The organism is Achromobacter insuavis, from assembly GCF_902859645.1.
Classification (GTDB): domain Bacteria; phylum Pseudomonadota; class Gammaproteobacteria; order Burkholderiales; family Burkholderiaceae_B; genus Achromobacter; species Achromobacter insuavis.
In genome coordinates this window covers 43,484-69,019 of sequence record NZ_CADIJR010000027.1, presented here as the reverse complement: position 1 = coordinate 69,019, position 25,536 = coordinate 43,484, and the positions used below count along the sequence as shown (strand labels likewise).

At 66.8% G+C, this 25,536-nt stretch carries 26 protein-coding genes; 20 read left to right on the top strand and 6 right to left on the bottom strand.

Annotated elements, in window-relative coordinates:
* From H0523_RS15595 to purF, 3 genes are all read left to right on the top strand, one after another.
* A partial coding sequence (locus H0523_RS15595; RefSeq protein WP_180180086.1) for an SPOR domain-containing protein occupies positions 1-419 on the top strand: 419 nt, incomplete at its 5' end.
* The gene (locus H0523_RS15590; protein WP_006394480.1) at positions 419-907 is read left to right on the top strand and encodes a CvpA family protein; all 489 of its coding nucleotides are present in this window, start codon (positions 419-421) and stop codon (positions 905-907) included. The genes H0523_RS15595 and H0523_RS15590, both read left to right, overlap by 1 nt.
* Before the next feature lie 30 nt (positions 908-937).
* Positions 938-2,458, top strand: coding sequence for an amidophosphoribosyltransferase (gene purF, locus H0523_RS15585; RefSeq protein ID WP_054431126.1), 1,521 nt, complete (start codon positions 938-940; stop codon positions 2,456-2,458).
* A 64-nt stretch (positions 2,459-2,522) separates the two neighbouring features.
* Here purF and H0523_RS15580 read toward each other — a convergent pair whose 3' ends face one another.
* The 6 genes from H0523_RS15580 to map form a co-directional block, all read right to left on the bottom strand.
* Entirely contained in the window at positions 2,523-3,023 is a 501-nt protein-coding gene (locus H0523_RS15580; protein WP_054431127.1) for a M48 metallopeptidase family protein, read from the bottom strand.
* A gap of 4 nt (positions 3,024-3,027) precedes the next feature.
* Entirely contained in the window at positions 3,028-3,612 is a 585-nt protein-coding gene (locus H0523_RS15575; RefSeq protein ID WP_054431128.1) for a nucleotidyltransferase family protein, read from the bottom strand.
* A gap of 16 nt (positions 3,613-3,628) precedes the next feature.
* On the bottom strand, positions 3,629-4,114 hold the full coding sequence (locus tag H0523_RS15570) for a disulfide bond formation protein B (RefSeq protein ID WP_054431129.1): 486 nt from the start codon (positions 4,112-4,114) through the stop codon (positions 3,629-3,631).
* Between the two features lie 66 nt (positions 4,115-4,180).
* Positions 4,181-4,894 (bottom strand): MarC family protein, encoded by a 714-nt coding sequence (locus H0523_RS15565; protein WP_054431130.1) that lies wholly within the window; start codon positions 4,892-4,894, stop codon positions 4,181-4,183.
* 75 nt (positions 4,895-4,969) lie between these two features.
* A complete protein-coding gene (locus H0523_RS15560) occupies positions 4,970-7,576 on the bottom strand; it encodes a [protein-PII] uridylyltransferase (RefSeq protein ID WP_054431131.1) in 2,607 nt (868 codons plus the stop codon).
* A 19-nt stretch (positions 7,577-7,595) separates the two neighbouring features.
* A complete protein-coding gene (map, locus tag H0523_RS15555) occupies positions 7,596-8,417 on the bottom strand; it encodes a type I methionyl aminopeptidase (protein ID WP_054460753.1) in 822 nt (273 codons plus the stop codon).
* 825 nt (positions 8,418-9,242) lie between these two features.
* Between map and rpsB the strand changes: the two genes are divergently transcribed.
* From rpsB to H0523_RS15470, 17 genes are all read left to right on the top strand, one after another.
* Positions 9,243-9,992 (top strand): 30S ribosomal protein S2, encoded by a 750-nt coding sequence (gene rpsB, locus H0523_RS15550; RefSeq protein ID WP_006394493.1) that lies wholly within the window; start codon positions 9,243-9,245, stop codon positions 9,990-9,992.
* 181 nt (positions 9,993-10,173) lie between these two features.
* Positions 10,174-11,052 (top strand): translation elongation factor Ts, encoded by an 879-nt coding sequence (gene tsf / locus H0523_RS15545; RefSeq protein WP_006394494.1) that lies wholly within the window; start codon positions 10,174-10,176, stop codon positions 11,050-11,052.
* Positions 11,053-11,148: 96 nt separating this feature from the next.
* On the top strand, positions 11,149-11,865 hold the full coding sequence (pyrH, locus tag H0523_RS15540; RefSeq protein WP_006394495.1) for a UMP kinase: 717 nt from the start codon (positions 11,149-11,151) through the stop codon (positions 11,863-11,865).
* Between the two features lie 15 nt (positions 11,866-11,880).
* Positions 11,881-12,441 carry a ribosome recycling factor gene (gene frr, locus H0523_RS15535; RefSeq protein ID WP_054431133.1) on the top strand — a complete coding sequence of 187 codons (561 nt, stop codon included), beginning with the start codon at positions 11,881-11,883 and terminating at the stop codon, positions 12,439-12,441.
* Positions 12,442-12,607: 166 nt separating this feature from the next.
* Entirely contained in the window at positions 12,608-13,372 is a 765-nt protein-coding gene (gene uppS, locus H0523_RS15530; protein ID WP_054431134.1) for a polyprenyl diphosphate synthase, read from the top strand.
* Between the two features lie 64 nt (positions 13,373-13,436).
* Positions 13,437-14,294 carry a phosphatidate cytidylyltransferase gene (locus tag H0523_RS15525; RefSeq protein ID WP_054431135.1) on the top strand — a complete coding sequence of 286 codons (858 nt, stop codon included), beginning with the start codon at positions 13,437-13,439 and terminating at the stop codon, positions 14,292-14,294.
* On the top strand, positions 14,291-15,490 hold the full coding sequence (locus H0523_RS15520) for a 1-deoxy-D-xylulose-5-phosphate reductoisomerase (RefSeq protein WP_054460750.1): 1,200 nt from the start codon (positions 14,291-14,293) through the stop codon (positions 15,488-15,490). Before H0523_RS15525 ends, H0523_RS15520 begins: the two co-directional genes overlap by 4 nt.
* A gap of 64 nt (positions 15,491-15,554) precedes the next feature.
* Positions 15,555-16,886, top strand: a complete 1,332-nt coding sequence (gene rseP, locus H0523_RS15515) for an RIP metalloprotease RseP (protein ID WP_054431136.1) — start codon at positions 15,555-15,557, stop codon at positions 16,884-16,886.
* Between the two features lie 53 nt (positions 16,887-16,939).
* Positions 16,940-19,285, top strand: coding sequence for an outer membrane protein assembly factor BamA (gene bamA, locus H0523_RS15510; RefSeq protein WP_054431137.1), 2,346 nt, complete (start codon positions 16,940-16,942; stop codon positions 19,283-19,285).
* A gap of 110 nt (positions 19,286-19,395) precedes the next feature.
* Positions 19,396-19,956 carry an OmpH/Skp family outer membrane protein gene (locus H0523_RS15505; protein ID WP_035360323.1) on the top strand — a complete coding sequence of 187 codons (561 nt, stop codon included), beginning with the start codon at positions 19,396-19,398 and terminating at the stop codon, positions 19,954-19,956.
* 14 nt (positions 19,957-19,970) lie between these two features.
* Entirely contained in the window at positions 19,971-21,068 is a 1,098-nt protein-coding gene (gene lpxD, locus H0523_RS15500; protein ID WP_054431138.1) for a UDP-3-O-(3-hydroxymyristoyl)glucosamine N-acyltransferase, read from the top strand.
* A 71-nt stretch (positions 21,069-21,139) separates the two neighbouring features.
* Positions 21,140-21,595, top strand: coding sequence for a 3-hydroxyacyl-ACP dehydratase FabZ (gene fabZ / locus H0523_RS15495; RefSeq protein ID WP_006385190.1), 456 nt, complete (start codon positions 21,140-21,142; stop codon positions 21,593-21,595).
* On the top strand, positions 21,596-22,390 hold the full coding sequence (lpxA, locus tag H0523_RS15490; protein WP_006394504.1) for an acyl-ACP--UDP-N-acetylglucosamine O-acyltransferase: 795 nt from the start codon (positions 21,596-21,598) through the stop codon (positions 22,388-22,390).
* On the top strand, positions 22,387-23,583 hold the full coding sequence (gene lpxB, locus H0523_RS15485) for a lipid-A-disaccharide synthase (protein WP_054431139.1): 1,197 nt from the start codon (positions 22,387-22,389) through the stop codon (positions 23,581-23,583). Before lpxA ends, lpxB begins: the two co-directional genes overlap by 4 nt.
* Positions 23,570-24,178 (top strand): ribonuclease HII, encoded by a 609-nt coding sequence (gene rnhB / locus H0523_RS15480; protein ID WP_054431140.1) that lies wholly within the window; start codon positions 23,570-23,572, stop codon positions 24,176-24,178. Before lpxB ends, rnhB begins: the two co-directional genes overlap by 14 nt.
* Positions 24,175-24,963, top strand: coding sequence for a TrmH family RNA methyltransferase (locus H0523_RS15475; protein ID WP_054431141.1), 789 nt, complete (start codon positions 24,175-24,177; stop codon positions 24,961-24,963). The genes rnhB and H0523_RS15475 overlap by 4 nt, the downstream gene beginning before the upstream one ends.
* Positions 24,964-25,046: 83 nt before the next feature.
* Positions 25,047-25,484, top strand: a complete 438-nt coding sequence (locus tag H0523_RS15470; RefSeq protein WP_231689877.1) for a hypothetical protein — start codon at positions 25,047-25,049, stop codon at positions 25,482-25,484.
* The last annotated feature ends 52 nt before the right edge of the window (positions 25,485-25,536 follow it).

Below are 25,536 nucleotides of genomic sequence, written 5' to 3'. Positions count from 1 at the left end.
CCACGCCGCCCGCGACCGTGACGCCGCCGCGCACGCCGCCGCCCAAGCCGGAACCCAAGCCCGAGCCCAAGCCGGCCACGCCCAAGCCCGAGACCCGTTCGGACGACGGCGCCCGCGCCCTGGCGTTGCTCGAAGGCCGTTCCGCGCCCGCCGCCACGCCGGCGCCCAAGCCGCAGGCCGCCAAGGGTAATTTCGTGCTGCAGATCGCCGCCTACACCACGTCCGAGGACGCTCAGTCGCGGCGCGACAAACTGCACCAGGCCGGCGTCACCAATGCATTCGTCGAGCAGGCTTCCATCGGAGGCAAGCAGCAGTACCGTCTGCGGGTGGGGCCGTTCCCCTCGCGCGAGGCGGCGCAGGCGGCCCAGGCGCGGTTGCGCACCCTGGGTTATGACAACGGTTTCATTGCCGCCCAGTAGTGACCGGCTTCGACTTCGTCGTGCTGGCCATCCTGGTGGTATCGGGTGTGCTGGGCCTGGTGCGCGGCCTGCTCAAGGAAGTGCTGTCGCTGGTTGCGTACCTGCTGGCTTTCGTGGCCGCGATCTGGTGGGGCCCCACGGTCTATACCTGGCTGGAGCCCTATATCGAGACGACGCTGCTGCGCATGGGAGTTTCGTACGCGGTGGTTTTCATTATCGTGCTGCTCGGCGTGGGGTTGGTCAACATGACGCTTGCCGCCTTGATCCGCAGCACCGGGCTGAGCCCGGCCGATCACGGCCTGGGCGGCATGTTCGGACTGGCCCGGGGGCTGCTCATCGTGCTGGCGCTGGTCGCCGCCGCGGGCTACACGCCGCTGCCACAAGAGCCGTGGTGGAAGGACGCCATGTTTTCGCATTCGGCCATCGAGGCCATCAAACATATCAAGACGTGGCTGCCGCCGTCCCTGGCGACGTGGCTGCCGTATTGATTAGCTTCACATCAACCAGGAAATCTCACCATGTGTGGAATCGTAGGGGTCATCGGGCGCGGGCCGGTCAACCAGCTGCTCTATGACAGCTTGCTGCTGTTGCAGCATCGCGGGCAGGATGCCGCGGGCATTGCGACGTCGCAAGGCAACCAGTTCAATATGTACAAGGCGCACGGCCTGGTGCGCGACGTATTCCGCACGCGCAACATGCGTGCCCTGCCGGGCACCTCGGGCGTCGGCCAGGTCCGCTATCCCACCGCCGGCTCCAGCGCCAGCGAGGAAGAGGCCCAGCCGTTCTACGTCAACGCCCCGTTCGGCATCATGTTCGCCCACAACGGCAACCTGACCAACTGGCGCGAGCTGCGTGAGTCGCTCTACCGCGTCGACCGCCGCCACATCAACACCAATTCCGACTCGGAAGTGCTGCTGAACGTGCTGGCCCACGAGCTGCAATCGGCCGCCAGCGGTGTGTCGCTCGATGACGACGCCATGTTCCGCGCCGTTGCCGCCGTGCACAAGCGCGTGCGCGGCGCCTACGCCGTGGTGGCGCAGATTTCCGGTTACGGCCTGCTGGCGTTCCGCGATCCCAACGGCATCCGTCCGCTGTGCATCGGCCGCCAGGAAACCGACGAAGGCGTCGAGTGGATGGTGGCCTCGGAATCCGTGGCCCTGGAAGGCAGCGGCTTCGCCTTCGTGCGCGACGTCGAGCCGGGCGAAGCGGTGTTCGTCGACCTGGACGGCCGTTTCGTCAGCCGCCAGTGCGCCGACAATCCGCAGCTGGTGCCCTGCATCTTCGAATACGTCTACTTCGCCCGTCCTGATTCGCTGATCGACGGCGTGTCGGTGTACGACGCGCGCCTGCGCATGGGTGAATACCTGGCCGACAAGGTCGCGCGCAACATGCGCCTGGGCGATATCGACGTGGTCATGCCGATCCCCGATTCCTCGCGTCCGGCCGCCATGCAGCTGGCCGCCCGCCTGAACCTGGACTACCGCGAAGGCCTGATCAAGAACCGCTACGTCGGCCGCACCTTCATCATGCCCGGCCAGGCCGTGCGCCGTAAATCGGTGCGCCAGAAGCTCAACGCCATCGGCATGGAGTTCAAGGGCAAGAACGTGCTGCTGGTGGACGACTCCATCGTGCGCGGCACCACCAGCCGCGAGATCGTCGACATGGCGCGCGCCGCCGGCGCCAACAAGGTGTACTTCGCCTCGGCCGCGCCTCCGGTGCGTTTCCCCAACGTCTACGGCATCGACATGCCGACGCAGAGCGAACTGATCGCCACCGGCCGCAGCGACGAGGAAATCGCCCGCGCGATCGGCGCCGACAGCCTGATCTACCAGGACCTGCACGACATGCAGCAGGCCGTGCGCGACATCAATCCCAAGCTGTCGCGCTTCGAGGCTTCGTGCTTCGATGGCGAATACGTCACCGGCGACATCACCGCCGAATACCTGGCCCGCCTGGGCCAGTCGCGCGCGGAGTCCGGCGACGGCGAAGGCGCCAGCGGCCTGCAGTTCAACATGGGCTACGCGGCCAACGACGCCTGAGTCCGGTTCGCGCCATGAAAAAGCCGCTCCCTCGGGAGCGGCTTTTTTTATCGGCCGGCGCCTGTCACCACAGGCTGTCGCCGCTGGCCTCCAGATGGGTCAGGTACAGCCGCAGGTCGAATTCATACTGGTGATACTGCGGCTCCATCAGCCGGCACAGGTTGTAGAAGGCCTTGTTGTGGTCCTTCTCCTTCAGGTGCGCCAGTTCGTGCACCGTGATCATCTTCAGGAACTCCTCCGGCACCGTCTTGAACAGCGTGGCGACGCGGATCTCGTGCTTGGCCTTGAGCTTGCCGCCCTGGACCCGCGAGATGAAGGTGTGCTGGCCCAGCGCGTGCTGGATCACGTGGATCTTGCTGTCGAAGGCGATCTTGCTGAGCGGCGCGCCGTTGCGGATGTAGGTGTTCTTCAGGTCCACCACGTAGTCGTACAGCGCCTTGTCGGTGCGCACGGCATGCGCGCCGGCGGGATAGCGGGCCCGCAGCGCCGGCCCCAGCTTGCCCTGGTCGAGCAGCGTGCGGGCCTGCGTCAGCAGGGGTTCCGGATAACCGGTCAGGTATTTCATGGCGTCAGGAAAGCGAGGAGGGCTGCACCCGCAGGCGCGGCCATTTGTCGGTGTAGCGCTTGGCCAGCAGCCGTTGCGCGTAGAGCGCGGGATCGCGCAGTCCGGGGCTGGGCCGCAGCACCAGGCCGAACAGGTCGTCCAGGCCGTGCGGCGCAAGGATGCGCAGGCGGTCATCGGCGTCGAGCGACACGCCGATACAGGTGGCGGTCTCGGGCCAGGTGGCGATGCCCGCCGCCAGCGACAAGGCCGGGGGCGGCGCGATGCCGCCGTCGCGGCGCCACAGGTGGACTCGCGCCTGGTTGACGACTTCCCAGGGCGCCTGCGGCGCGGCGGCCTGCAGGCGGCGCGTGATGGCGGCCTCGTGCGCCGCCGTCAGGTCGGTGTCGTCGAAGTAGACGAAGTCCACGTCCGCTGGCGCGTGGCTGTCCGGCGGCAGGTCGTGCAGGTGGTTCCACACCAGGGTGCGGATGACGCCCGCGCCCAGGCACCAGTCGGCCGCGCCGCCGTCACGCGCGGCATGCAGCCAGCGCATCAGCGGCGCATGGCGTCGGACCAGCGCGCGCAGGCGCTCGGCGTGGATGTCGTCCAACCGCGGAATGGACCGCTCAGGCGGCGCGGCCGCGGCCGAATGCCGCGGGCAGGGCCATGAACAGCAGGATCACGAACAGCGCCAGGCTCCACAGGGCGTATTCGATGCCCAGAACCGGCACCACCGCGTCCATGCAGGTGGCGTAGATGCCGAACAGCCACGGCACGCTGCCGTCCAGGCCGATGCCGGTCATGAAGCGGTCGGCGAAGGTCTGGTCGCACGACAGCATCTTGGCGGCCACGGTGTACTGGTACCAGGCGGCGGCGATGCCGCTGAGCGACAGCAGGCCCGCCAGGCCGGCGCAGACGCGCGTCAATGCGCGGCCGCCGCCGAAGCCGCCGATCAGGGCGATGACGCCGATCACCAGGTAGATCAGGCGCTGCATCACGCACCAGGCGCACGGCGGCATGTCGAAGACGTACTGGGAAATCAGGGCGATGCCGACCGCGCCGAAGCTGAAAAGGGCGATCAGGCGGAGCAGGCGTTCGGAACGAGAAGTCATGGTTGTTGCACGATAAGGGTTCGTCGGGGCGGGGCCCCGGGGGATGGCCAGTCCGGCCGCCAGGCGTTAGGCCTTGGGAATCGGAATTGGTTGCATGACCTGCTGCAATACCCCGAGCAGCAGTTCGCGCGAGCCTTCCCAGAAGATCTGCACGCCCAGGCACAGCATGATGAAGGCCGACATGCGCATGAACACGGCGGTGCCATTATCGCCCAGCCGGTGCAGCATCTGCGCCGCGAAGCGCAGGCAGACGTACAAAGTCAGCGAAACGACCACGATGCCGGGGATCGAGCCGCCCAGCCGCAGCAGGCTCAGCACGTGGTTCTGGTCGCGCAGCGACACGCCCACGGTGATGGCCGCGGCGATCGAGCCGGGGCCGCAACTGATGGGGAAGGTCAGGGGGTAGAAGGCGCGCGCCTTGGCCATTTCAGGGGTGAACGATTCGGCCATGCGGGCCACGCGCTCGGTGTCGGCGTCGGGCGAATTCACCAGGCGCCAGGCGCTGGCGATGACCAGCATGCCGCCGCCCACGCGCACGATCGACAGCGAGATGCCGAAGAAGCTCAGCAGCACGTTGCCGGCCACCATGGCGACGATGAGCATCAGGCCGACGTTGACGGCGACGCGCTTGGCCAGCACCGTGCGGGTGGCGGACGAGGCGCCTTCGGTCAGGGACAGGAAGATGGGCGCGATCGCCGGCGGATTCAGGAACGGCAGCAGCGTCGCCAGCGCGAAAAAGAAGCTGGTCCCCAGCACCCGCAGGTATTCGTTTAGCTCCATCGCACGGTATCGCCAAGCCGAAAACCGGATTGTATGCGGTCGGCGGCTGTCTGGCGATGGGCCGCGGGTCCGGCTTCAGGCGGCCTGTTGCCGGACCTCGTCGCCGGCCAGCGCATCGAGGATGTCGCGCTCGAACTGCATCTGGCTGCGCGGCCGCGTCAGCGCCGCGCCATCGACGATGAAGACGTCTTCCACGCGGTCGCCCAGCGTCATGATCTTGGCCATCAGCAGGTTCACCTCATGCTCGGCGAAGACCCGCGCCAGGGCGTGCAGCAGGCCGGGGCGGTCGGTCGCGGTGACCGACAGGCGCCACGAGGTGCTGCGCTCGTCCGGCTGCAGCTCGGCCTGCGGCATGATCGGGAACACCCGCGACATGCGCGACTGGCGGCCGCGGCCGTAGTAGCCGCCGCGGGTCGCGGGGGCCTGGGCGGCCGCCTTGGCGTCCTTCAGGCGTTCGGCCAGCTCGTGTTCGACCAGCGTGGCCTGCGCGCGCAGGTCGCTGGCGCCCTCGGGCAGCAGCACGATGAAGCTGTCCAGCGCCCAGCCGTGGCGCGTGGTGTGGATGCGGGCGTCCTGCACCGACAGCGACTTGGCGTCGAAGTAGCCGCAGATGGCCACGAACAGGTCGGGCACGTCGCGCGTGTAGACCATGATCTGCAGGCCTTCGCCCTGTTCGGTGGGGCGGGCCCGCACCACCGCGTGGGCCGGCGCCACCTGGTGATACAGGTGACGCGTGTGCCAGGCGATGTCGGAGGCGTCGTGGCGCAGGAAATAGGCCACGTCGAGCTGGTTCCAGAACGCCTCGCGGGCGTCGTCGCGCAGGCCGGCCAGGCGGGTCAGGCGCGCGGCCTCCTCGCGGCGTTCGGTCAGCACGGTGTGGGCGTCGGCGTGGGCGCCGCCCAGCGCCGCCAGCGTCAGCTTGTACAGGTCCTCGAGCAGCTTGCCTTTCCAGGCGTTCCAGACCTTGGGGCTGGTGCCGCGGATGTCGGCCACGGTCAGAAGGTAGAGCGCGGTCAGGTGGCGTTCGTCCTTGACCGTGGCGGCGAAGTCCTGGATCACGGCGGGGTCGGACAGGTCGCGCTTTTGCGCCACGGCCGACATCAGCAGGTGCTGGCGCACCAGGAATTCGACCAGCCTGGCGTCTTCCGGCTCCATGCCGTGGTCGTGGGCGAACTTGCGCACCTCGCGCGCGCCCAGCTCGGAGTGGTCGCCGCCGCGGCCCTTGGCGATGTCGTGGAACAGCGCCGCCACGTACAACAGCCAGTGCCGGTCCAGGCCGGCGATCAGCTGGCTGGCCAGCGGATACTCCTGGGCATGCTCGGGCATGGTGAAGCGGCGCAGGTTGCGCACCACCGCCAGCGTGTGCTGGTCCACCGTATAGGCGTGGAACAGGTCGTGCTGCATCTGGCCGACGATGCGGCGGAACACCGGCAGGTAGCGCGGCAGGATGTTCAGCATGGTCATGCGGCGCAGCTCGTGCACGATGCCGCGCGGCTGCTGCAGGATCTGCAGGAACAGCTTGCGGTTGACCGGGTTGCGGCGGAACTGCGCGTCGATGCGATGGCGCGAGTGCCAGATGGCGCGCAGCGTGCGCGCCGACATGCCGGTCAGTTCGGGATGCTGCTGCATCACCAGGAAGGCGCGCAGCAGCAGCGTGGGGTTCCGCTCGAAGCCGTCGTCGCGGATGATGTCGAGACGGTCGCGCAGGTTGCGGAAATCGTCGTCGATGTCGTGCGCGTCGCTGTCGGGGCGCGGGAACAGGCGTTCCTCGATGTTCTGCACCAGGATGCCGTTGAGCTGCGTCACCAGGCGCGCGGCCCAGTAGTAGCGTTGCATCAGCAGCTCGCTGCCGCGCCGCGTGGCGGTGGCGTGGATGCGGTAGACCTCGGCCAGGGCCGGCTGCAGGTCGAACAGCACGCGGTCTTCGCGGCGCCGGGCCAGCAGGTGCAGCTCGATGCGCAGGCGCTTGAAGGCCTGTTCGGCCTTGCGCAGGTCGCGCGCCTCGGACGGGGTCAGCAGGCCTGCCTGCGCCACCGCGCGCCAGTTCTCGCCGAAGCCGGCCGCGCGCGCCATCCACAGGATCACCTGCAGGTCGCGCAGGCCGCCGGGCGATTCCTTGCAATTGGGTTCGAGCGCGTAGGGCGTGTCCTGGTAGCGCGCGTGGCGCTGCTGCATCTCGACGCGCTTGGCGCGGAAGAACGCGCGCGCGTCCAGCCGCGACTGGGTGGCGGCCTCGAACTTCTTCATCAGCGTGCGGCTGCCGGCCAGCCAGCGCGATTCAAGCAGCGCGGTTTCCACCGTGATGTCGGCGTCGGCCTCGCGCTCGCAGTCCTCGATGGTGCGCACGCTGTGGCCGGGCTCCAGGCCCAGGTCCCAGAGCGAGGCGACCAGCTGCTCGATGGCGGACTCGTCCTCGGCGGTGGGGGCGTGCGGCAGCAGGATCAGCAGGTCGACGTCGGAGTGCGGGTACAGTTCGCCGCGGCCGTAGCCGCCCACCGCCGCCAGCGTGGCGCCGGCCGGCAGGGGATAGTGCTTGACCAGGTCGCGCAGCGCCGCGTCGACGATGCGGCGCAGTTCGCCCAGCAGCGTGTCGGGGCGTTCGTGCTCGCGGAACTGGGCCACCGCGGCTCGCCGGGATTCCTGGATGCGTTCGCGCAGGGTGCTGAGGATGTCGGCGGTCATGGTGGCGGGCGGCCGGCGGTCAGACGGCGGGGATGACGATCGGTTCGGTGATGAAGGCGGGCGGCTTGGGCATGCCGGGCGACAGGGTCAGGACCTCGTAGCCGGTGTCGGTGACGCAGACAGCATGCTCCCATTGGGCCGACAGGCTGTGGTCGCGCGTCACGACCGTCCAGCCGTCGGACAGCTGGCGGATCTCGCGGCGGCCGGCGTTGATCATCGGCTCGATGGTGAACAACATACCCGTCACCAATTTCACGCCGGTGCCCGGCTTGCCGTAGTGCAGCACCTGCGGGTCTTCGTGGAAGCGCTGGCCGATGCCGTGGCCGCAGAATTCGCGCACCACCGAAAAGCCATTGGCCTCGGCGTGCTTCTGGATGGCGTTGCCGATATCGCCCAGTGTGGCCCCGTTTTTGACCTGCTGGATGCCTTTCCACATGCACTCGAAGGTGATGTCGGTCAGGCGGCGCGACAGGATCGACTGCTCGCCCACCGGATACATGCGGCTGGTGTCGCCGAACCAGCCGTCCTTGATGATGGTGACGTCGATATTGAGGGAGTCCCCGTTTTTCAGGGCCTTGTCGCCGGGGATGCCGTGGCAGACCTGGTGGTTGACCGAGGTGCAGATGGCGCCGGGGAAGGGCGGGTAGCCGGGCGGGGCGTAGCCGACGGTGGCGGACTGCACCTTGAGCTCGTCGGTCAGGTATTCCAGGCAGAGGCGGTCCAGTTCCCCGGTGGTGACGCCAGGCTTGACGTAGGGGGTGATGAAATCGAGGACTTTGGCGGCGTCCTGGCAGGCCGCGCGCATCTTGGCCAGGTCGGCCGGATTGGTAATGGTGCCCATGGAATGACTGACGGATCTCGCTTGAATGTCTGCTTGAAAGAATAGTAGAATTATAGGCTTCCCTAAAATTTTGGGGAGCAATCTGGGTAGCGGCAAGCGCCGATCCCGGCGGGTGGGGATGGAATCATCCTGGCCACCCGGTTGGTTGTTCGACCCTGCGTGTCGGGTCGCATCGTATCTTGTGAGATCGGTGGCGGGTTCTGGAGTTTCATCGCAAGCGAAGGTTGTGGTGGGAATTCGGGCCGGTCGCCAGGTTCCGGGAGGCGGGGCGGCGCGGCAGGTGGGCGAGGGCGGCGGGCCGGGAAGGTTGGGGCGTGTACATCTTCCAGGCTGGGGCGCTGCGTGCTCGCAAGCCCGGTCATGTTTTCGAGCAGCGATGCAGGTTCAAGGCGGCTGCCGGCTTAAGTTCTTGGAAAACCCGGTTTTTTAAAACCTGTCTTTCCTGAAGAAATGCCCCCGGCGACTGATGCGCGCGATGGTTGCGAAACCAGGGCGCGAGAGAGCTGGATTTCGCTGCCAACAAAACAGGTCCGGGTGCGCTGGAAGAAACTGCCAGGAATTTCCTGGCGGGTCGGACGGCGCGATGCGTGCAGGCGGGGCAAGGCGCTTCGTCGTGGCGGCCGTCTGGGTTTATCGCGGCAGCGTAGCAAGAGACGTGAGGGGCGAATCGCCCGGCAGCGTCGGAGTATTGCGGCAGTGATCGGCCGGCCCGGTTAAAATCGTTATCTATCCCGCATGTGCGGGAAATCGCGCGCAACACCACCCAGGGTGTCAGCCAGAGGCTGATGCAGGTGCGGCGCAAGAAATCAACCCTTGGAGAAAGTTATGTCTTTGATGCGCGAAATGCTGGAAGCGGGTGTCCACTTTGGTCACCAGACCCGCTACTGGAACCCCAAGATGGCCCCCTTCATCTTCGGCCATCGCAACAAGATTCACATCATCAACCTGGAAAAGACGGTTGATAAGTACCAGGAAGCCACCAAGTTCGTGAAGCAGCTGGCTGCTCGCGGTGGCAACATCCTGTTCGTCGGCACCAAGCGCGCTGCCCGCGAGCTGGTCGCCGCCGAAGCCGCCCGTTGCGGCATGCCCTTCGTCGACGCCCGCTGGCTCGGCGGCATGCTGACCAACTTCAAGACGGTCAAGACCTCGGTCAAGCGCCTGAAGGACATGGAAGCCGTGGTCGCCGAAGGCGGCGCCGAGCGCATGATCAAGAAGGAAGGCCTGCTGTTCCAGCGCGAACTGGACAAGCTGAACAAGTCGATCGGCGGCATCAAGGACATGAACGGCCTGCCCGATGCCATGTTCGTGATCGACGTCGGCTACCACAAGATCGCCATCGCCGAAGCCAAGACCCTGGGCATCCCCGTGGTCGCCGTGGTTGACACCAACCACTCGCCCGACGGCATCGACTACGTGATCCCCGGTAACGACGACTCGGCCAAGGCCATCGCGCTGTACGCCAAGGGCATCGCCGACGCCGTGCTGGAAGGCCGCGAACAGAACCTGAACGGTCTGGTCGAAGAAATCGGTGAAGGTCAGGAAGAGTTCGTCGAAGTGCAGGACAACCAGGCCTAAGCCTGCTGTCATGTCCGGCGGTTAGTGTCTGGGGGCGGTCGCGGAATGCGGCGTGCCCCCGCCTCGCCGGCAGTGCGAAGGTGGGCTCCCATCTTCCTCATCCGCAGCTTGCGGACGTCTCATCGAATCACACCAATGCCCCGGCCCGCCGGGGCATGTCTTAGCAAAATTTGGAGCTAACATGGCTGAAATTACCGCCGCCCTGGTCAAGGAACTGCGCGAGAAGACCGATGCGCCCATGATGGAGTGCAAGAAGGCCCTGACGGAAGCCGAAGGCGACCTGGCCCGCGCTGAAGAAATCCTGCGCGTCAAGCTGGGCAACAAGGCCAGCAAGGCTGCCGCCCGCGTCACCGCCGAAGGCCTGATCGGCCTGTTCATCTCGGCCGACGCCAAGCAAGGCGCCGTCATCGAAGTGAACTGCGAAACCGACTTCGTTGCCAAGAACGACGACTTCGTCGCTTTCGTCAACAAGCTGGCCGAGCTGGTCGCCACGCAGAACCCCGCCGATGTGGCCGCCCTGTCGGCGCTGCCCTACGGCGAAGGCACCATCGAATCGACCCGCACCGCCCTGATCGGCAAGATCGGCGAGAACATCTCGATCCGCCGCTTCGAGCGCATCCAGACCCCGAACGCGCTGGCCAGCTACGTGCACGGCGGCAAGATCGGCGTGCTGGTGGAATACGCCGGCGCCGAGGAAGTGGGCAAGGACCTGGCGATGCACATCGCCGCGACCAAGCCGAAGGCCCTGAACGCCGACGGCGTGAACCCGGCCGACATCGCCGCCGAACGCTCGGTCGCCGAGCAGAAGGCCGCCGAATCGGGCAAGCCGGCTGAAATCGTCGCCAAGATGGTCGAAGGCTCGGTGCAGAAGTTCCTGAAGGAAGTGACGCTGATGTCGCAACCGTTCGTCAAGGACGACAAGAACACCGTCGAACAGATGCTCAAGGCCAAGGGCGCCTCGATCACCAAGTTCGTGCTGTTCGTCGTCGGCGAAGGTATCGAGAAGAAGACCAGCGACTTCGCCGCTGAGGTTGCCGCCGCCGCCGCCGGCCGCGCCTGATCTCAGGGTAGTGCTTAGAGGCCGGCGCTAGATTATTCTAGTCCGGCCTATTTCTTGTCTTAAACTTTCGTCGGATTGTTCTTCGGGATATCACCTATGAGCAGCAGATCATACAAACGGGTTCTTCTCAAACTTTCCGGCGAGGCGCTGATGGGCGATGATGCATTCGGCATCAATCGCGCCACCATCGTCCGCATGACCGATGAGATCGCCGAAGTCGCCGCCACCGGCGTCGAGCTGGCCATCGTCATCGGCGGTGGCAACATCTTCCGTGGCGTCGCCCCGGGTGCGCAGGGCATGGACCGCGCCACCGCCGACTACATGGGCATGATGGCCACCATCATGAACGCGCTTGCCCTGCAGGACGCGCTCAAGCACAAGGGTATCGACACCCGCGTGCAATCGGCCCTGAACATCGACCAGGTCGTCGAACCGTACATCCGCCCCAAGGCCCTGCGTTACCTCGAAGAAGGCAAGGTCGTCATCTTCGCCGCGGGCACCGGCAACCCGTTCTTCACGACCGATACCGCGGCCGCCCTGCGTGGCGCCGAGATCGGTGCGGAGATCGTGCTGAAGGCCACCAAGGTCGACGGCATCTACAGCGCGGATCCCAACAAGGATCCTTCCGCCACGCGCTATGCGCGCATCAGCTTCGACGAGGCCATCGTCCGCCGCCTGGAAGTCATGGACGCCACGGCGTTCGCGCTGTGCCGCGACCAGAAGCTGCCGATCAAGGTGTTTTCGATCAATAAGTCGGGCGCGCTCAAGCGCGTCGTCAGCGGCGAAGACGAAGGCACGTTGGTACACGTTTAAAGAAAAGGAATATCCATGAGCGTCGCAGAAATCCGCAAATCCGCCGAAGCCAGGATGGCCAAGTCGCTTGACACGCTCAAGACCAACCTGGCCAAGATCCGCACGGGCCGCGCCCACACCGGCATCCTGGACCACGTGCAGGTCGAGTACTACGGTTCGCCCGTGCCGATCAGCCAGGTCGGCAACGTGAACCTGATCGACGCGCGCACCATCAGCGTCCAGCCCTACGAAAAGAGCATGGCCGCCGCGATCGAGAAGGCCATTCGCGAATCGGACCTGGGCCTGAATCCCATGTCGATGGGCGACAGCATCCGCGTGCCGATGCCGGCGCTGACCGAAGAGCGTCGCCGCGACCTGACCAAGGTCGTGCGCAGCGAAGGCGAGGATGCCAAGGTGGCCGTGCGCAACCTGCGTCGTGAAGCCAACGACACGCTCAAGAAGCTGGTCAAGGACAAGGAAATCTCCGAGGACGACGAGCGTCGCGCCCAGGACGACGTCCAGAAGCTGACGGACCGCAACGTGGCCGACATCGACAAGATGGTCACGCAAAAAGAAGCGGAAATCATGACCGTATAATCCTTGCAGAGCCGGAGCGGGCAGCAAGCCGCCCCGGCGCCAGGATTTTTGCCTTCGCGCCGTCCTATCCATTGCTTCGCAGCACACTGACGCAGCGGTGGATCGACGGCGCGGGTTTTTCCCCGTATTCCCTGTTTTACGCCGGTCGACGGCGCTCCCCAGACCCATGGCAACCAGTTCTACCCAGGCGGTTCCCGATACCCGCGACATCCCGGAGCACGTGGCCATCATCATGGATGGCAACGGCAGATGGGCGACGCGGCGGCTGTTGCCGCGCACGGCCGGACATGCCAAGGGTGTGCAGGCGGTGCGCCGCGTGGTCGAGGCCTGCGGCCGGGCGGGCGTGCGTTACCTGACGCTGTTCGCCTTCAGTTCCGAGAACTGGCGCCGGCCCGCCGAGGAAGTGTCGCTGCTGATGCGCCTGTTCGTGCAGGCGCTGGAGCGCGAAGTCGGCAAGCTGGAAGAGCAGGGCGTGCGCCTGCACGTCATCGGCGACCTGTCCGCGTTCGAACCGCGCCTGCAGGAACTGATCTTCGCCGCCCAGGCCCGCACCGCCCACAATGATCGCCTGCACCTCACGGTGGCGGCCAACTATGGCGGCCGCTGGGACATCCTGCAGGCCACCCGCGCCATGCTGGCGGCCGAACCCGCCCTGGCGACGCAGCCGCAACTGGTCGACGAGGCGCGGCTGGCGCGGCATCTTTCCATGTCCTGGGCCCCCGAGCCCGACCTGTTCATCCGCACCGGCGGCGAGCAGCGCATTTCCAATTTCCTGATCTGGCAGATGGCGTACGCGGAGTTCTACTTCACCGACCGTTACTGGCCGGATTTCGGCGCCGACGAGCTGCGCCAGGCGTTCGACTGGTACCGGACGCGCGAGCGCCGCTTCGGCCGCACCAGCGCCCAGCTCACCGAAACCGGCGAAAAATAGTCCGGCCGCGGCTCGCCGCGCCCCGCGCGCGGCGGCTGTGGGCCGACCCGAGGAGATCGTCACCATGTTGGGCCAGCGTATCGTTACCGCCATCGTCCTGCTCGCCGTCCTGGCGGCCGCGATGATGAGCGCCAATCCCTGGTGGTTCGTGGCGCTGCTGGCGCTGGCGGCCGCCTGCGCCAATTGGGAGTGGCTGCGCCTGACGCTGCCGCAGCCGCCGTCGCCCGTGATCGCCGCGGGCATTCCCGTCCTGTTGTTCGCGGCCATGCTGGCCCTGGCGTCGGCCTGGCTGTCGGGCCAGCGCGATGGCATCGCGGATCCGTCCTGGATCCTGCGCTACGCCGCGCCGCTGGTCGCCGCGGTGTGGCTGTTCGGCGCCACCGCCGCGGTGGTGCGCGGCCGTTCCGACGCCGCGCCGGCAAGCCTGGCGTGGTCGCTGTTTTCGGTGCCGGCCGCGTTCACCGCCTGGGCGGTGCTGGCGCAGATGTTCATGGCGCGCGGCGCTGCCTTCGTGGTGTCGCTGCTGGCCCTGGTGTGGGTCGCCGACATCGCCGCCTATTTCGCCGGCCGCGCGTTCGGCAAGCGTAAACTGGCGCCGCGGGTCAGCCCCGGCAAGACCGTGGCCGGCGCGGTCGCCGGCGTGCTGGGCGCGGTCATCTGGATCGGCCTGTCGAGTTTGTGGGAAGGCACGTTCGGCCACGCGCTGGTGGCGCACTGGTCGTTCTGGCTGGCGCTGCCGATCGCGGCGCTGCTGGGGGTGTTGTCCATCATCGGCGACCTGTTCGAGTCGTTGCTCAAGCGCCGCGCGGGCCGCAAGGATTCCAGCGCGCTGCTGCCGGGCCACGGCGGGGTCTATGACCGTATCGACGCGATCCTGCCGGTCGCGCCGTTGGCGCTAATCTTGTCTGGAGTGTTGTTTTGACGGCTTTTCAACGCGTCGTGGTGCTGGGATCGACCGGCTCGATTGGCGAGAGCACGCTGGACGTGATCGCGCGCCATCCGGACCGCCTGGCGGTGTATGCCCTGTCTGCCTACAGCCGCATGGAACGGCTGGCCGAGCAGGCGCTGGCCAGCCGCGCCGCGGTGGTTGTGGTGCCCGACGCCCGGGCGCGCGACAAGTTCGTGGCGGCCTGGCCGGCCGGCCAGGCGACGCCCGAGATCCGCGTCGGCGCCCAGGCCCTGGCCGACACCGCGGCCGATGCGCAATGTGACGCGGTCATGGCCGCCATCGTCGGCGCCGCCGGCTTGCCCGCGGCCCTGGCGGCGGCGCGCGCCGGCAAGCGGGTGCTGCTGGCCAACAAGGAAGCCCTGGTCGCGGCTGGCTCGCTGTTCATGCAGGCAATTCGCGACAACGGCGCCGAATTGCTGCCTATCGACAGTGAACACAATGCCATTTTTCAGTGTCTGCCGCATGGCGGCCGGGCCGCCGCGCCCGACGCGCCGGCGCCGGGCGTGCGCCGGCTGCTGCTGACCGCCTCGGGCGGCCCGTTCCGCGGCCGCGACCTGGAGGACCTGCACGAGGTGACGCCGGACCAGGCCTGCGCCCATCCGAACTGGAGCATGGGCCGCAAGATCTCGGTCGATTCCGCCACCATGCTGAACAAGGGCCTGGAGGTGATCGAGGCGCACTGGCTGTTCGCCATGCCGGCCGACCGTATCGAGGTGGTGGTGCATCCGCAGAGCGTGATCCACTCCATGGTCGAGTACAACGACGGCTCGATCTTGGCGCAGCTGGGCCAGCCCGACATGCGCACGCCGATCGCCTACGGCCTGGGCTTTCCCGAGCGGCTGGACAGCGGCGTGGGCGCGCTGGACCTGACCCGCCTGGGCCGGCTCGACTTCGAAAAGCCCGATCTGGCGCGCTTCCCGTGCCTGGCGCTGGCGTTCGACGCCTTGCGGGCCGGGCAGGGCGCCTGCATCGCCCTGAACGCCGCCAATGAGGTGGCGGTGGACGCCTTCCTGTCGGGGCGCCTGGGGTATACCTGGATACCGCGGGTTATCGAGGCGACCCTGGAGTGGCAGGGGGGGCAATCATCTGTTACGCTCAACAGTCTTGACGATGTGCTGGCGCTGGATGCCGCCGCGCGCGTTTACGCCGGCAATCTCGGCCTGGCGTGATGGCCGCGCAAGCCCCTCGCGCCCCATTGATCCCTTGCGTTGATTCCTTGATTTCCTGACCCCGATGCTTTTCACCCTGCTGGCCTTTGCCGTCGCGCTTGGCTCCCTGATCATTTTTCATGAATTGGGGCATTATTGGGTGGCGCGGTTGTGCGGCGTCAAGGTGCTGCGCTTTTCGGTCGGCTTCGGCAAGGTGATCCTGCGCCGCACCGACCGCCATGGCACCGAATGGGCCCTGTCGGCCTTGCCCCTGGGCGGCTACGTCAAGATGCAGGACGATGCCCCGGCCGGCGCCAGCCCCGCCGAAGCGGCGGGCGCGTTCAACAACAAATCCGTCGGCAAGCGCATCGCCATCGTTGCCGCCGGTCCCATTTTCAATCTCATCCTCGCGGTCTTCCTGTATGCCGGCCTGAACATGGCGGGCACCGAGGAGCCGGTCGCCGTCATCGCCCAGCCCGCCGCCGATACGCCCGCCGCGCGCGCCGGCCTGGCCGCGGGCGACCGCATTCTGTCCATCGACGGTCAGGAAGTCGCATCGTGGTCGGACGCCCGCTGGCGCCTGATGGATGTCATGGCCACCGGCGGCCTGACCCGGATCGAAGTCGGCACGCCCGGCGGCGCCTCGCAGCAGCGTGACGTCACCCTGCCGGCCAATGCCATGGATCCGGCCGGCGGCGATCCGCTGCTGGCCGCCGGCATCCGCCTGGCCCAGCCCAAGCCCGCCGTGCGCGTGGTCAACGATGGCGGCGAAGGGCAGGCCGCCGGACTGCGTCAGGGCGACCTGATCCTGGCCGTCGACGGCCATCCTACCCCGGACACCGGCGCCCTGGTCAAGCAGATCCAGGAAAGCGCGGGCAAGACGCTGGCGCTGACGCTGGTTCGCGATGGCGCCCAGGTTTCCCTGAACGTCACGCCGCGCGCCGAGACGGTCAATGGCCAGGTCATCGGCCGGCTTGGCGTCCAGCTGGGCGGCGACGTGCCCATGGTGACGGTGCGCTACGGCGTCTTCGACAGCCTCTGGCGCGGCGCCGTCCGCACCTGGGACACCGCCCTGTTTTCGCTGCGCATGATGGGTCGCATGGTGACGGGCGATGTCTCCTGGCGCAACGTCAGCGGCCCGGTCACGATCGCCGATTATGCCGGCCAGACCGCCCGGATCGGCATTGTTGCGTATATCGCCTATATCGCGTTGATCAGTATCAGCCTTGGCGTACTAAATTTGCTGCCCATTCCTATGCTGGACGGTGGCCATCTGCTGTACTATCTCGTCGAAATTGTGCGGGGCAGTCCGCCGCCCGCACGGTGGATCGATATCGGACAGCGCGCAGGCATTGGTTTATTGGCAAGCCTGATGGGGCTTGCGTTGTTCAATGATTTCACGCGCTTGTTCACTTAAGCGCCAATTAGCATAAAATCCCCCGCCATTTGCACGACCGAGGATACTCAAGGATGTCTTTTCGCCGGATGTTTCATCACAAAAAGGGTGTACTGCCGGGCATAGTGCCGAGTCTGATCGCCGCATTGCTGCTGCCAGGCATGGCCCACGCCTTCGACCCTTTTGTCGTGCGGGATATCCGCGTAGAAGGGATCCAGCGAACCGACGCCGGCACCGTCTTCGGTTATCTGCCCGTCAAGGTCGGTGAGAAATTCACCGAGGAAGAGGCCACCGAGGCGATCCGCCGCCTGTACGGCACGGGGTTTTTCACCGACGTGCAGATCCAGACCGACAATAATGTCGTGGTCGTGGTGGTTCAGGAACGTCCGACGATTGCATCCGTGAATTTCAACGGCATGCGCGAATTCGATTCCAAGGCCATTACCAAATCGCTGGGGCAGGTCGGTTTCGCCGAAGGCCGCATTTTCGACCGCTCGATGCTCGAGCGCGCCGAATACGAACTCAAGCAGCAGTACCTGTCCAAGGGCAAGTACGGCGTCGAGGTCACCTCCACCGTCACGCCGCTGCCGCGCAACCGCGTCGGCGTGAGCTTCGACGTGTTCGAAGGCTCGGTCGCCCGCATCCAGGAAATCCGCTTCGTCGGCAACAAGGCCTTCTCGGAAAGCGATCTGCTCGACGAGTTCAAGCTGACCACGCCGGGCTGGCTGACCTGGTACACCGATACCGACAAGTACTCGCGCGAAAAGCTCGAAGGCGACCTCGAACGCCTGCGTTCGTTCTACCTGGACCGCGGCTACCTCGAATTCACGGTCGAGCCGCCCCAGGTCACGATCTCGCCCGACCGCAAGGACATCCGCATCACCATCACGGTCCATGAAGGCGAGCCGTACAAAGTGCGCAGCGTCAAGCTGGCCGGCAACCTGATCGGCCTGGACAAGGAAATCAACAACCTGGTCAAGATCAAGCCGGACGAAACCTTCTCGGCGGCCAAGGCCAACGATTCGGCCAAGGCGATCACCGACTATCTGGGCGAGCTGGGCTACGCGTTCGCCAACGTCAACCCGAACCCGCAGCTGGACCGCGCCAAGCACGAGGCCGACCTGACGTTCTACGTCGATCCGAGCCGCCGCGTGTACGTGCGCCGCATCCAGATCGGCGGCAACACCCGCACGCGCGACGAAGTCGTGCGCCGCGAAATGCGCCAGCAGGAAGCCGCCTGGTACGACGCCAAGGACATCAAGACCTCGCGCGACCGCGTCGACCGCCTGGGCTACTTCAGCGACGTCAACGTCAAGACCGATCCGGTGCCGGGTTCGCCCGACCAGGTCGACGTCAACGTCGACGTGAAGGAAAAGCCCACCGGCATGATCAACCTGGGCGTGGGTTACGGTTCGTCTGAAAAAGCGATCCTGTCCGCCGGTATCAGCGAAGACAACGTGTTCGGCAGCGGCACCAACCTGACGCTGCAGTTGAACACCAGCAAGACCAACCGCGCGATCGTGCTGTCGCACACCGATCCGTACTGGACCAAGGACGGCATCAGCCGCACCACGTCCGCGTACTACCGCGTGACCGAGCCCTGGAACAACAACGACGGCGACTACCGCGTCAAGTCCATGGGCCTGGGCATGAACTTCGGCGTGCCGATCTCCGAATACGACCGGATCTTCCTGGGCGCCAACCTCGAGCGCAACCAGATCGACCTGTTCTCGAATTCGCCGCTGGCCTACCGCAACTTCGTCAATCAGTATGGCGACTCGACCAACTCGGTGATCTTCACCGCCGGCTGGTCCAACGACACCCGCGACAGCGCCCTGGCGCCGACCAAGGGTTCGTACACCCGCCTCAAGAGCGACTTCTCGACGGTCGACCTGAAGTACTACATGCTCACCGGCCAGCAGCAGTACTTCATCCCGCTGGGCGGCTCGTACACCCTGGCGCTGAACGGCATGGTCGACTGGGGCCAGAGCTACGGCGGCAAGGACTACCCGATCATCAAGGACGTGTACGCTGGCGGTATCGGCACGGTGCGCGGCTACGAAGGCTCGTCGCTGGGTCCGCGCGACTCGGTCACGGGCGATTACCTGGGCGGTTCGCGCCGCATCGTGGCGAACGCGCAGCTGTACCTGCCGTTCCCGGGCGCGTCCAAGGACCGCACGCTGCGCTGGTTCATCTTCAGCGACGCGGGCCAGGTGGGCGCGGGCAGCGGCCTGTCTTGCACCAACGGCAAGCCGGGCAGCGAGGTCGACGATCCTTGCGGCTGGCGTTTCTCGGCCGGTATCGGTCTGTCGTGGCAGTCGCCGATGGGCCCGCTGCAGCTGTCGTACGCGCGTCCGCTCAATGCCAAGCCGGGCGACGACAAGCAGAGCTTCCAGTTCCAGATCGGGACCGGGTTCTAAGCACTGGCGTTACGCTTGAAAACAAGGGAGAGGACCCCTGGTCCGGCTCCCTTGCCGTTTAGTGGCACAATACATACTTTGGCTTTGCCTTACTGGAAGGTGAGATTTTCATGATGTCTGACTTCGCACTTAAATCATCGAATTCGCCGCGCGTTAATCGTCGTGGCAAGCTGGGCGGCTCCATTGCCCTGGTGGGTGCGCTCATTCTCGGTTCCGTCGCGGCGGTGCCCGCTCAGGCTCAGAACACCAAGATCGGCTTCGTCAATACCGAGCGGATCCTGCGTGAGTCCGGTCCGGCCAAGACGGCGCAAAGCAAGATCGAAGCCGAATTCAAGAAGCGTGACGACGAACTGCAGCGCCTGAACACCAGCCTGCGTTCGCAAGCCGAAAAATTCGACAAGGACGCGCCCGTGCTGTCCGAGTCCGACCGCGTCAAGCGTCAGCGCGAGCTGTCGAACCTGGATACCGACCTGCAGCGCAAGCGCCGCGAATTCCAGGAAGACTTCAACCGTCGCCGCAACGAAGAGTTTTCCAGCATCGTGACGAAGGCCAACGAGGCCATCAAGCGCATCGCTGAACAGGAAAACTACGACCTGATCATCCAGGACGCCGTCACGGTCAACCCGCGCATCGACATCACCGACAAGGTGATCCAGAGCCTGGGCAAGTAAGCTGCAGTCGCCGTATGCCGGTTCTACTGGATCTTGCCCGCGCGCCGACGCTCGAAGCGCTGTTGAGCGCCGCCAATACCCAGGGCATGGACTGGCGCATCAGCGCGCCCGCCGGCGCAGACCCCTTGCGGGTCTGCGGCATCGGCACCCTGGCTTCGGCCAGCGGCCAGGAAATCAGTTTCCTGGCCAACCCCAAGTACCAGAGCCAGCTCGCCGCCACCCAGGCGGGGGCGGTGATCGTCTCGGCCGACGTGGCCGAGACGCTGGAAGCCGCCGGCGCCGACCGGCCGCGCTTCACGCTGGTCGTCTGCAAGCATCCCTATCTGCTGTACGCCCGCGTGGCGCAGTGGTTCGACGCCGCCCGGCGTCCGGCCCTGCCTGCATCCACGCATCCCTCGGCGGTGGTCGCGCCTGACGCGCACATCGAAGAAGACGTGCGTATCGGTCCGAATTGCGTGATCGAATCGGGTGCGCGCATCGGCCGCGGCAGTGTGCTGGGTGCCAGCTGTGTCATCGGCGCCGGGTCCTCGATCGGCCCGGACAGCCGTCTGCATGCGCACGTCACGCTGTACGAAGGCGTGAAGATCGGCGCGCGCGCCATCATCCACAGCGGCGCGGTGCTCGGCGCCGACGGTTTCGGTTTCGCGCCGGATCCATCGCTGGGCAAGGGCGCCTGGGGCAAGATTCCCCAGCTGGGCGGGGTGTCGGTGGGCGACGACGTCGAAATCGGGGCCAATACGACCATCGACCGCGGCGCGCTCGAAGACACCGTCGTGGGCAACGGCGTCAAGCTCGACAATCAGATCATGGTGGCCCACAACTGCCGTATCGGCGCCTACACCGCGATCGCGGCGTGCGTCGGCGTGGCGGGGTCCACCACCATCGGCGAGCGCTGCACCATCGGCGGCGCGGCCATGCTGTCGGGGCACCTGACGCTGGGCGACGACGTACACATTTCGGGCGGCACCGCGGTGACGTCCAACATTTCCAAGCCTGGCCGCTATACCGGGGTGTACCCGTATGCGGAACATGGCGAATGGCAGCGCAACGCCGCCGTGATACAACAGTTAGCGCAATTGCGCCGCCGCTTGCGGACGCTGGAAAAAGACTAGGGCGCCGCCATGCCGCCCTGGCGCTCGCGGCGCCGACAGATTTAATTCATTACGCAGGAATTCACAGAAAAATGGAACTCGACATCAAGGGGATCATGGAGAGGCTGCCGCATCGTTACCCGATGCTGCTGATTGATCGTGTCGTCGAAATGGTGCCCGGCAAATCCATCGTCGCCATCAAGAACGTCTCGATCAATGAACCGTTTTTCAACGGCCACTTCCCCCACCATCCGGTGATGCCGGGCGTGCTCATCGTGGAAGCGATGGCCCAGGCTTCGGCGCTGTTCTCGTTCACCGACGAGAACGGCGGCCTGAAGTGCGAAGGCGCCAAGACGGCCTACTACCTGGTCGGCATCGATGGCGCGCGTTTCCGCCGTCCGGTGGTGCCGGGCGACCAGTTGCGCATCGAGGTCGAAGCCGAGCGCCTGAGCCGCAGCATCTGTAAATACCAAGCGCGTGCCACCGTCGACGGACAGGAAGTGGCGTCGGCCAAGCTCATGTGCGCGATCCGTAGCCTGGAAGAGTAAATGGCAGGAAACATCCATCCCACCGCCGTCGTTGATCCGGCGGCGAAAATCGACCCCAGCGTGGTCATCGGCGCATTCTGCGTCGTGGGACCCGATGTGACGATCGGCGCCGGCACCGAGCTCGGCCCGTATTGCATGGTCGATGGCGTGACCACCATTGGGCGCGACAACCGGTTCTACCGGTATTGCTCGATCGGCGGCATGCCGCAGGACAAGAAGTACAACGGCGAGCCGACCCGCCTGGTGATCGGCGACCGCAACACGGTGCGCGAGTTCGTCACGCTGAACACCGGCACGGTGCAGGATGGCGGCGCCACGACGCTGGGCGACGACAACTGGATCATGGCCTACGTGCACGTGGCGCATGATTGCCATGTCGGCAGCCACACCATCCTGGCCAACTCGGTGCAGCTGGGCGGCCACGTCCACGTCGGCGATTGGGCCATCGTGGGCGGCCTTACCGGCGTGCACCAGTTCTCGCGCATCGGCGCCCACAGCATGACGGGCGGCAACAGCTCGCTGATGCAGGACACGCCGCCGTTCGTGCTGGCCGCGGGCAACCCGTGCCGTCCGGTCGGCGTCAACGTCGAGGGCCTGAAGCGCCGCGGCTTCACGCCGGCCCAGGTGTCGGCGCTGCGCGACGCCTACAAGATCATCTACCGCCGCGGCCTGTCGCTGGATGACGCGCGCGCCGAATTGCGCGCCCGCCAGCAGGCCGAGCCCGAAGTCGCCGAGCACCTGCAGACGCTGCTGGATTTCCTCGACGTGTCGTCCCGCGGCATCATCCGTCCATGAACAGGCGGATCGGCATGGTGGCCGGCGAGCCCTCGGGCGATCTGCTGGCCGGACGCATCATTGCCGGTCTGCAGCAGCGCGCCCCGGGCGTGCTGTGCGAGGGCATCGGCGGCCCGCAGATGCAAGCGCGCGATTTCGACACCTGGCACCCGATGCATGCGCTGACGGTGTTCGGCTACGTCGACGCGCTCAAGCGCCTGCCGAGCCTGCTGCGCACCTATCGCGACGTTTCACGCCGCTGGCTGGCCGAGCCGCCGTCGGTGTTCGTCGGCATCGACGCGCCCGATTTCAACCTGCGCCTGGAGCACCAGCTGCGCCAGGCCGGCACGCCCACCGTCCATTTCGTCGGCCCCTCGATCTGGGCCTGGCGCTACGACCGCATCCACAAGATCCGCGAATCGGTGTCGCACATGCTGGTGCTGTTCCCGTTCGAGGAAGAGATCTACCGCAAGGAAGGTATCCCGGTCACCTATGTCGGCCATCCGCTGGCCGGCGCCGTGCCGATGCAGCCCGATCGCGCCGCCGCGCGCACGCGGCTCGGCATCGACCAGGACGCGCGCGTGCTGGCGATCCTGCCGGGTAGCCGTTCGTCCGAGATTCGCCTGCTGGCGCCGCGCTTCCTGCAAGCCGCGCAGATGCTGCAGAAGCGCGATCCGGCGCTGCAGTGCGTGGTGCCGATGGTCAACGACCAGCGCCGCGCCGAATTCCAGGCGATCCTGGCCAAATACCCGGTGCCGGGGCTGCGCTGCGTCACCGCCCAGGACCTGCACGGCGCCGATGGCGATCGCCAGGCGCCGGTGGCGTGGTCGGTGATGGAAGCCAGCACCGCGGTGCTGGTGGCCAGCGGCACCGCCACCCTGGAAACCGCGCTGTACAAGCGGCCCATGGTGATTTCCTACGTGCTGTCGCCGCTGATGCGCCGCATCATGGCCTGGAAGTCCGGCCAGGAACGGCCGTATCTGCCGTGGGTGGGCCTGCCCAACGTGCTGCTGCGCGACTTCGCGGTGCCCGAGCTGTTGCAAGACGACGCCACGCCGGAGAAGCTGGCCGAGGCCACCTGGACGGCCTTGACCGACGAAGCCCTGGCGGCGCGCATCGAAGCGCGTTTCACGGCCCTGCACCAGGAACTGCTGCGCGATACGCCGGCGCTCGCCGCCCAGGCGATCCTGGAGGTGGCCGGTGGAGCAGCCTGACCTGTTTGCCGCGCCGGCGCAGCCGGCCTTGGTGACGGCCGGCGTCGACGAAGCCGGCCGAGGTCCGCTGGCGGGCGCCGTGTACGCGGCCGCCGTGATCCTGAATCCGGCCCGGCCCATCGACGGCCTGGCCGACTCCAAGGTGCTGAAGGCCGCCACGCGCGAGGCGCTGGCGCTCGAGATCCAGGCGCATGCGCTGGCCTGGTGCGTGGCCAGCGCCAGCGTGGCCGAGATCGACAGCCTGAACATCCTGCGCGCCACCTTGCTGGCGATGCGGCGCGCCGTCGAGGGCCTGTCGCTGGCGCCCCAGCTGGCGCTGGTGGACGGCAACCAGGCGCCCAAGCTGGGCTGCACGGTGCAGACGGTGATCAAGGGCGATGCCCTGGTGCCGGCGATCTCCGCCGCATCGATCCTGGCCAAGACCGCGCGCGACGCCGACCTGCTGCGCCTGCACGCGCTGTACCCGCAGTATGCGTTCGATCAGCACAAGGGCTACGGCACCGCCTTGCACCTGCAGATGCTGCGCGAACACGGCCCCTGCGCCGAGCATCGCCGCAGTTTCGCGCCCATCAAGGCCTTCGGCCTGGTCTCATGAAACACATCAGTTCCCGCGACAACCCCGCGGTCAAGGCGCTCGTCAAGCTGGCGGGCACCGCCGGCAAGCGCGGCGCGCCCGTGCTGCTGGACGGCGTGCACCTGTGCCAGGCGTGGCTGCAGCATCATGGCGCGCCGGACCAGGCCATCTTCGACGTCGAGCGCCTGTCGCAGCCCGATATCGCGGCGCTGGCGGCCGCCGTGCCGGACGCCCGCTGCCTGGCGCTGGACGCCCGCCTGATGCAGGCGCTGGCCAGCGTCGAAAGCGGGCAGGGCGTCGCCTTCGTGGTGACGCCGCCGTCGCTGTCCCTGCCCGAGGCGGTGGACGAGAATTGCGTGCTGTTCGACCGTATCCAGGACCCGGGCAACGTCGGCACCTTGCTGCGCACCTGCGCCGCGGCCGGCATCAAGCGCGTGTTCCTGGCTACCGGCACCGCCGCCGCCTGGTCGCCCAAGGTGCTGCGCAGCGGCCAGGGCGCGCATTTCGCGCTGGCGATCCACGAGCACGTGGACTTGCCGGCGCTGCTGCCCGGGTTGCGCGTGCCGCTGGTGGCGACCGCGCTGGAAGGCGCCCAGGACCTGTACGCCGGGCGCCTGCCCGAGCGTTGCGCCTGGGTCTTTGGCCATGAGGGCCAGGGCGTGGCCGCCGAGTTGCTGGCGGCGGCGCGGCTCAGGCTGCGCATTCCTCATGACATGGCCGCGGTGGAGTCGCTGAACGTCGGCGCCGCCGCCGCCATCTGCCTGTTCGAGCAGCGCCGCCAGGCGCTGGCGGGCGCGCCGCGCTGATTCTGCATTGGTGCGTGTCTGAGCCCGCCGGGGGGACGCCGGGCCGGCATATACTCGACGCTTTGCCGCTCCCAAGGTGTTCCATGGCGCCATTGCCGGTCGCTCATTCCCTGCCAGGCCGCGCCACGCGCGCGCGCTGCCAGTCGTTGCTTGCCGCCTGCCTGTGCGCGCTGGCGCTGGGCGGATGCGCCTCGGGCAAGCCGCAACGGGTCAGCCTGGTGCCGGTCGACATGACCGAATCGGCCGGCCGGCTGCAACTGTCGCGCGAGGTGGTGGCGAAGCTGCCCAACGACGCCGCCGTGACGCTGCCTTCCGGCTCGCAATGGCGGCGGGCCGGCGCCATCGTGCAGGGCGACGTGTTCCGGCCGCTGGGCGGCCCGTTCTCGATTGCCTTGCCGCGCCGCACGGAGGCCTATCTGGTGGCCTCGTCCGGCAAGCTGGTGGGCTTCTACCTGCCGGTCGACAGCAGTTACATCGAACTGTCCCGTCCCGTCGTCCTGCCCGGGGCGGTGCGGCAGTGACGGATGGGCGCAGCCGGGTTTGCCGATCAGGGCGCGCCAATGGCGCGCCCTG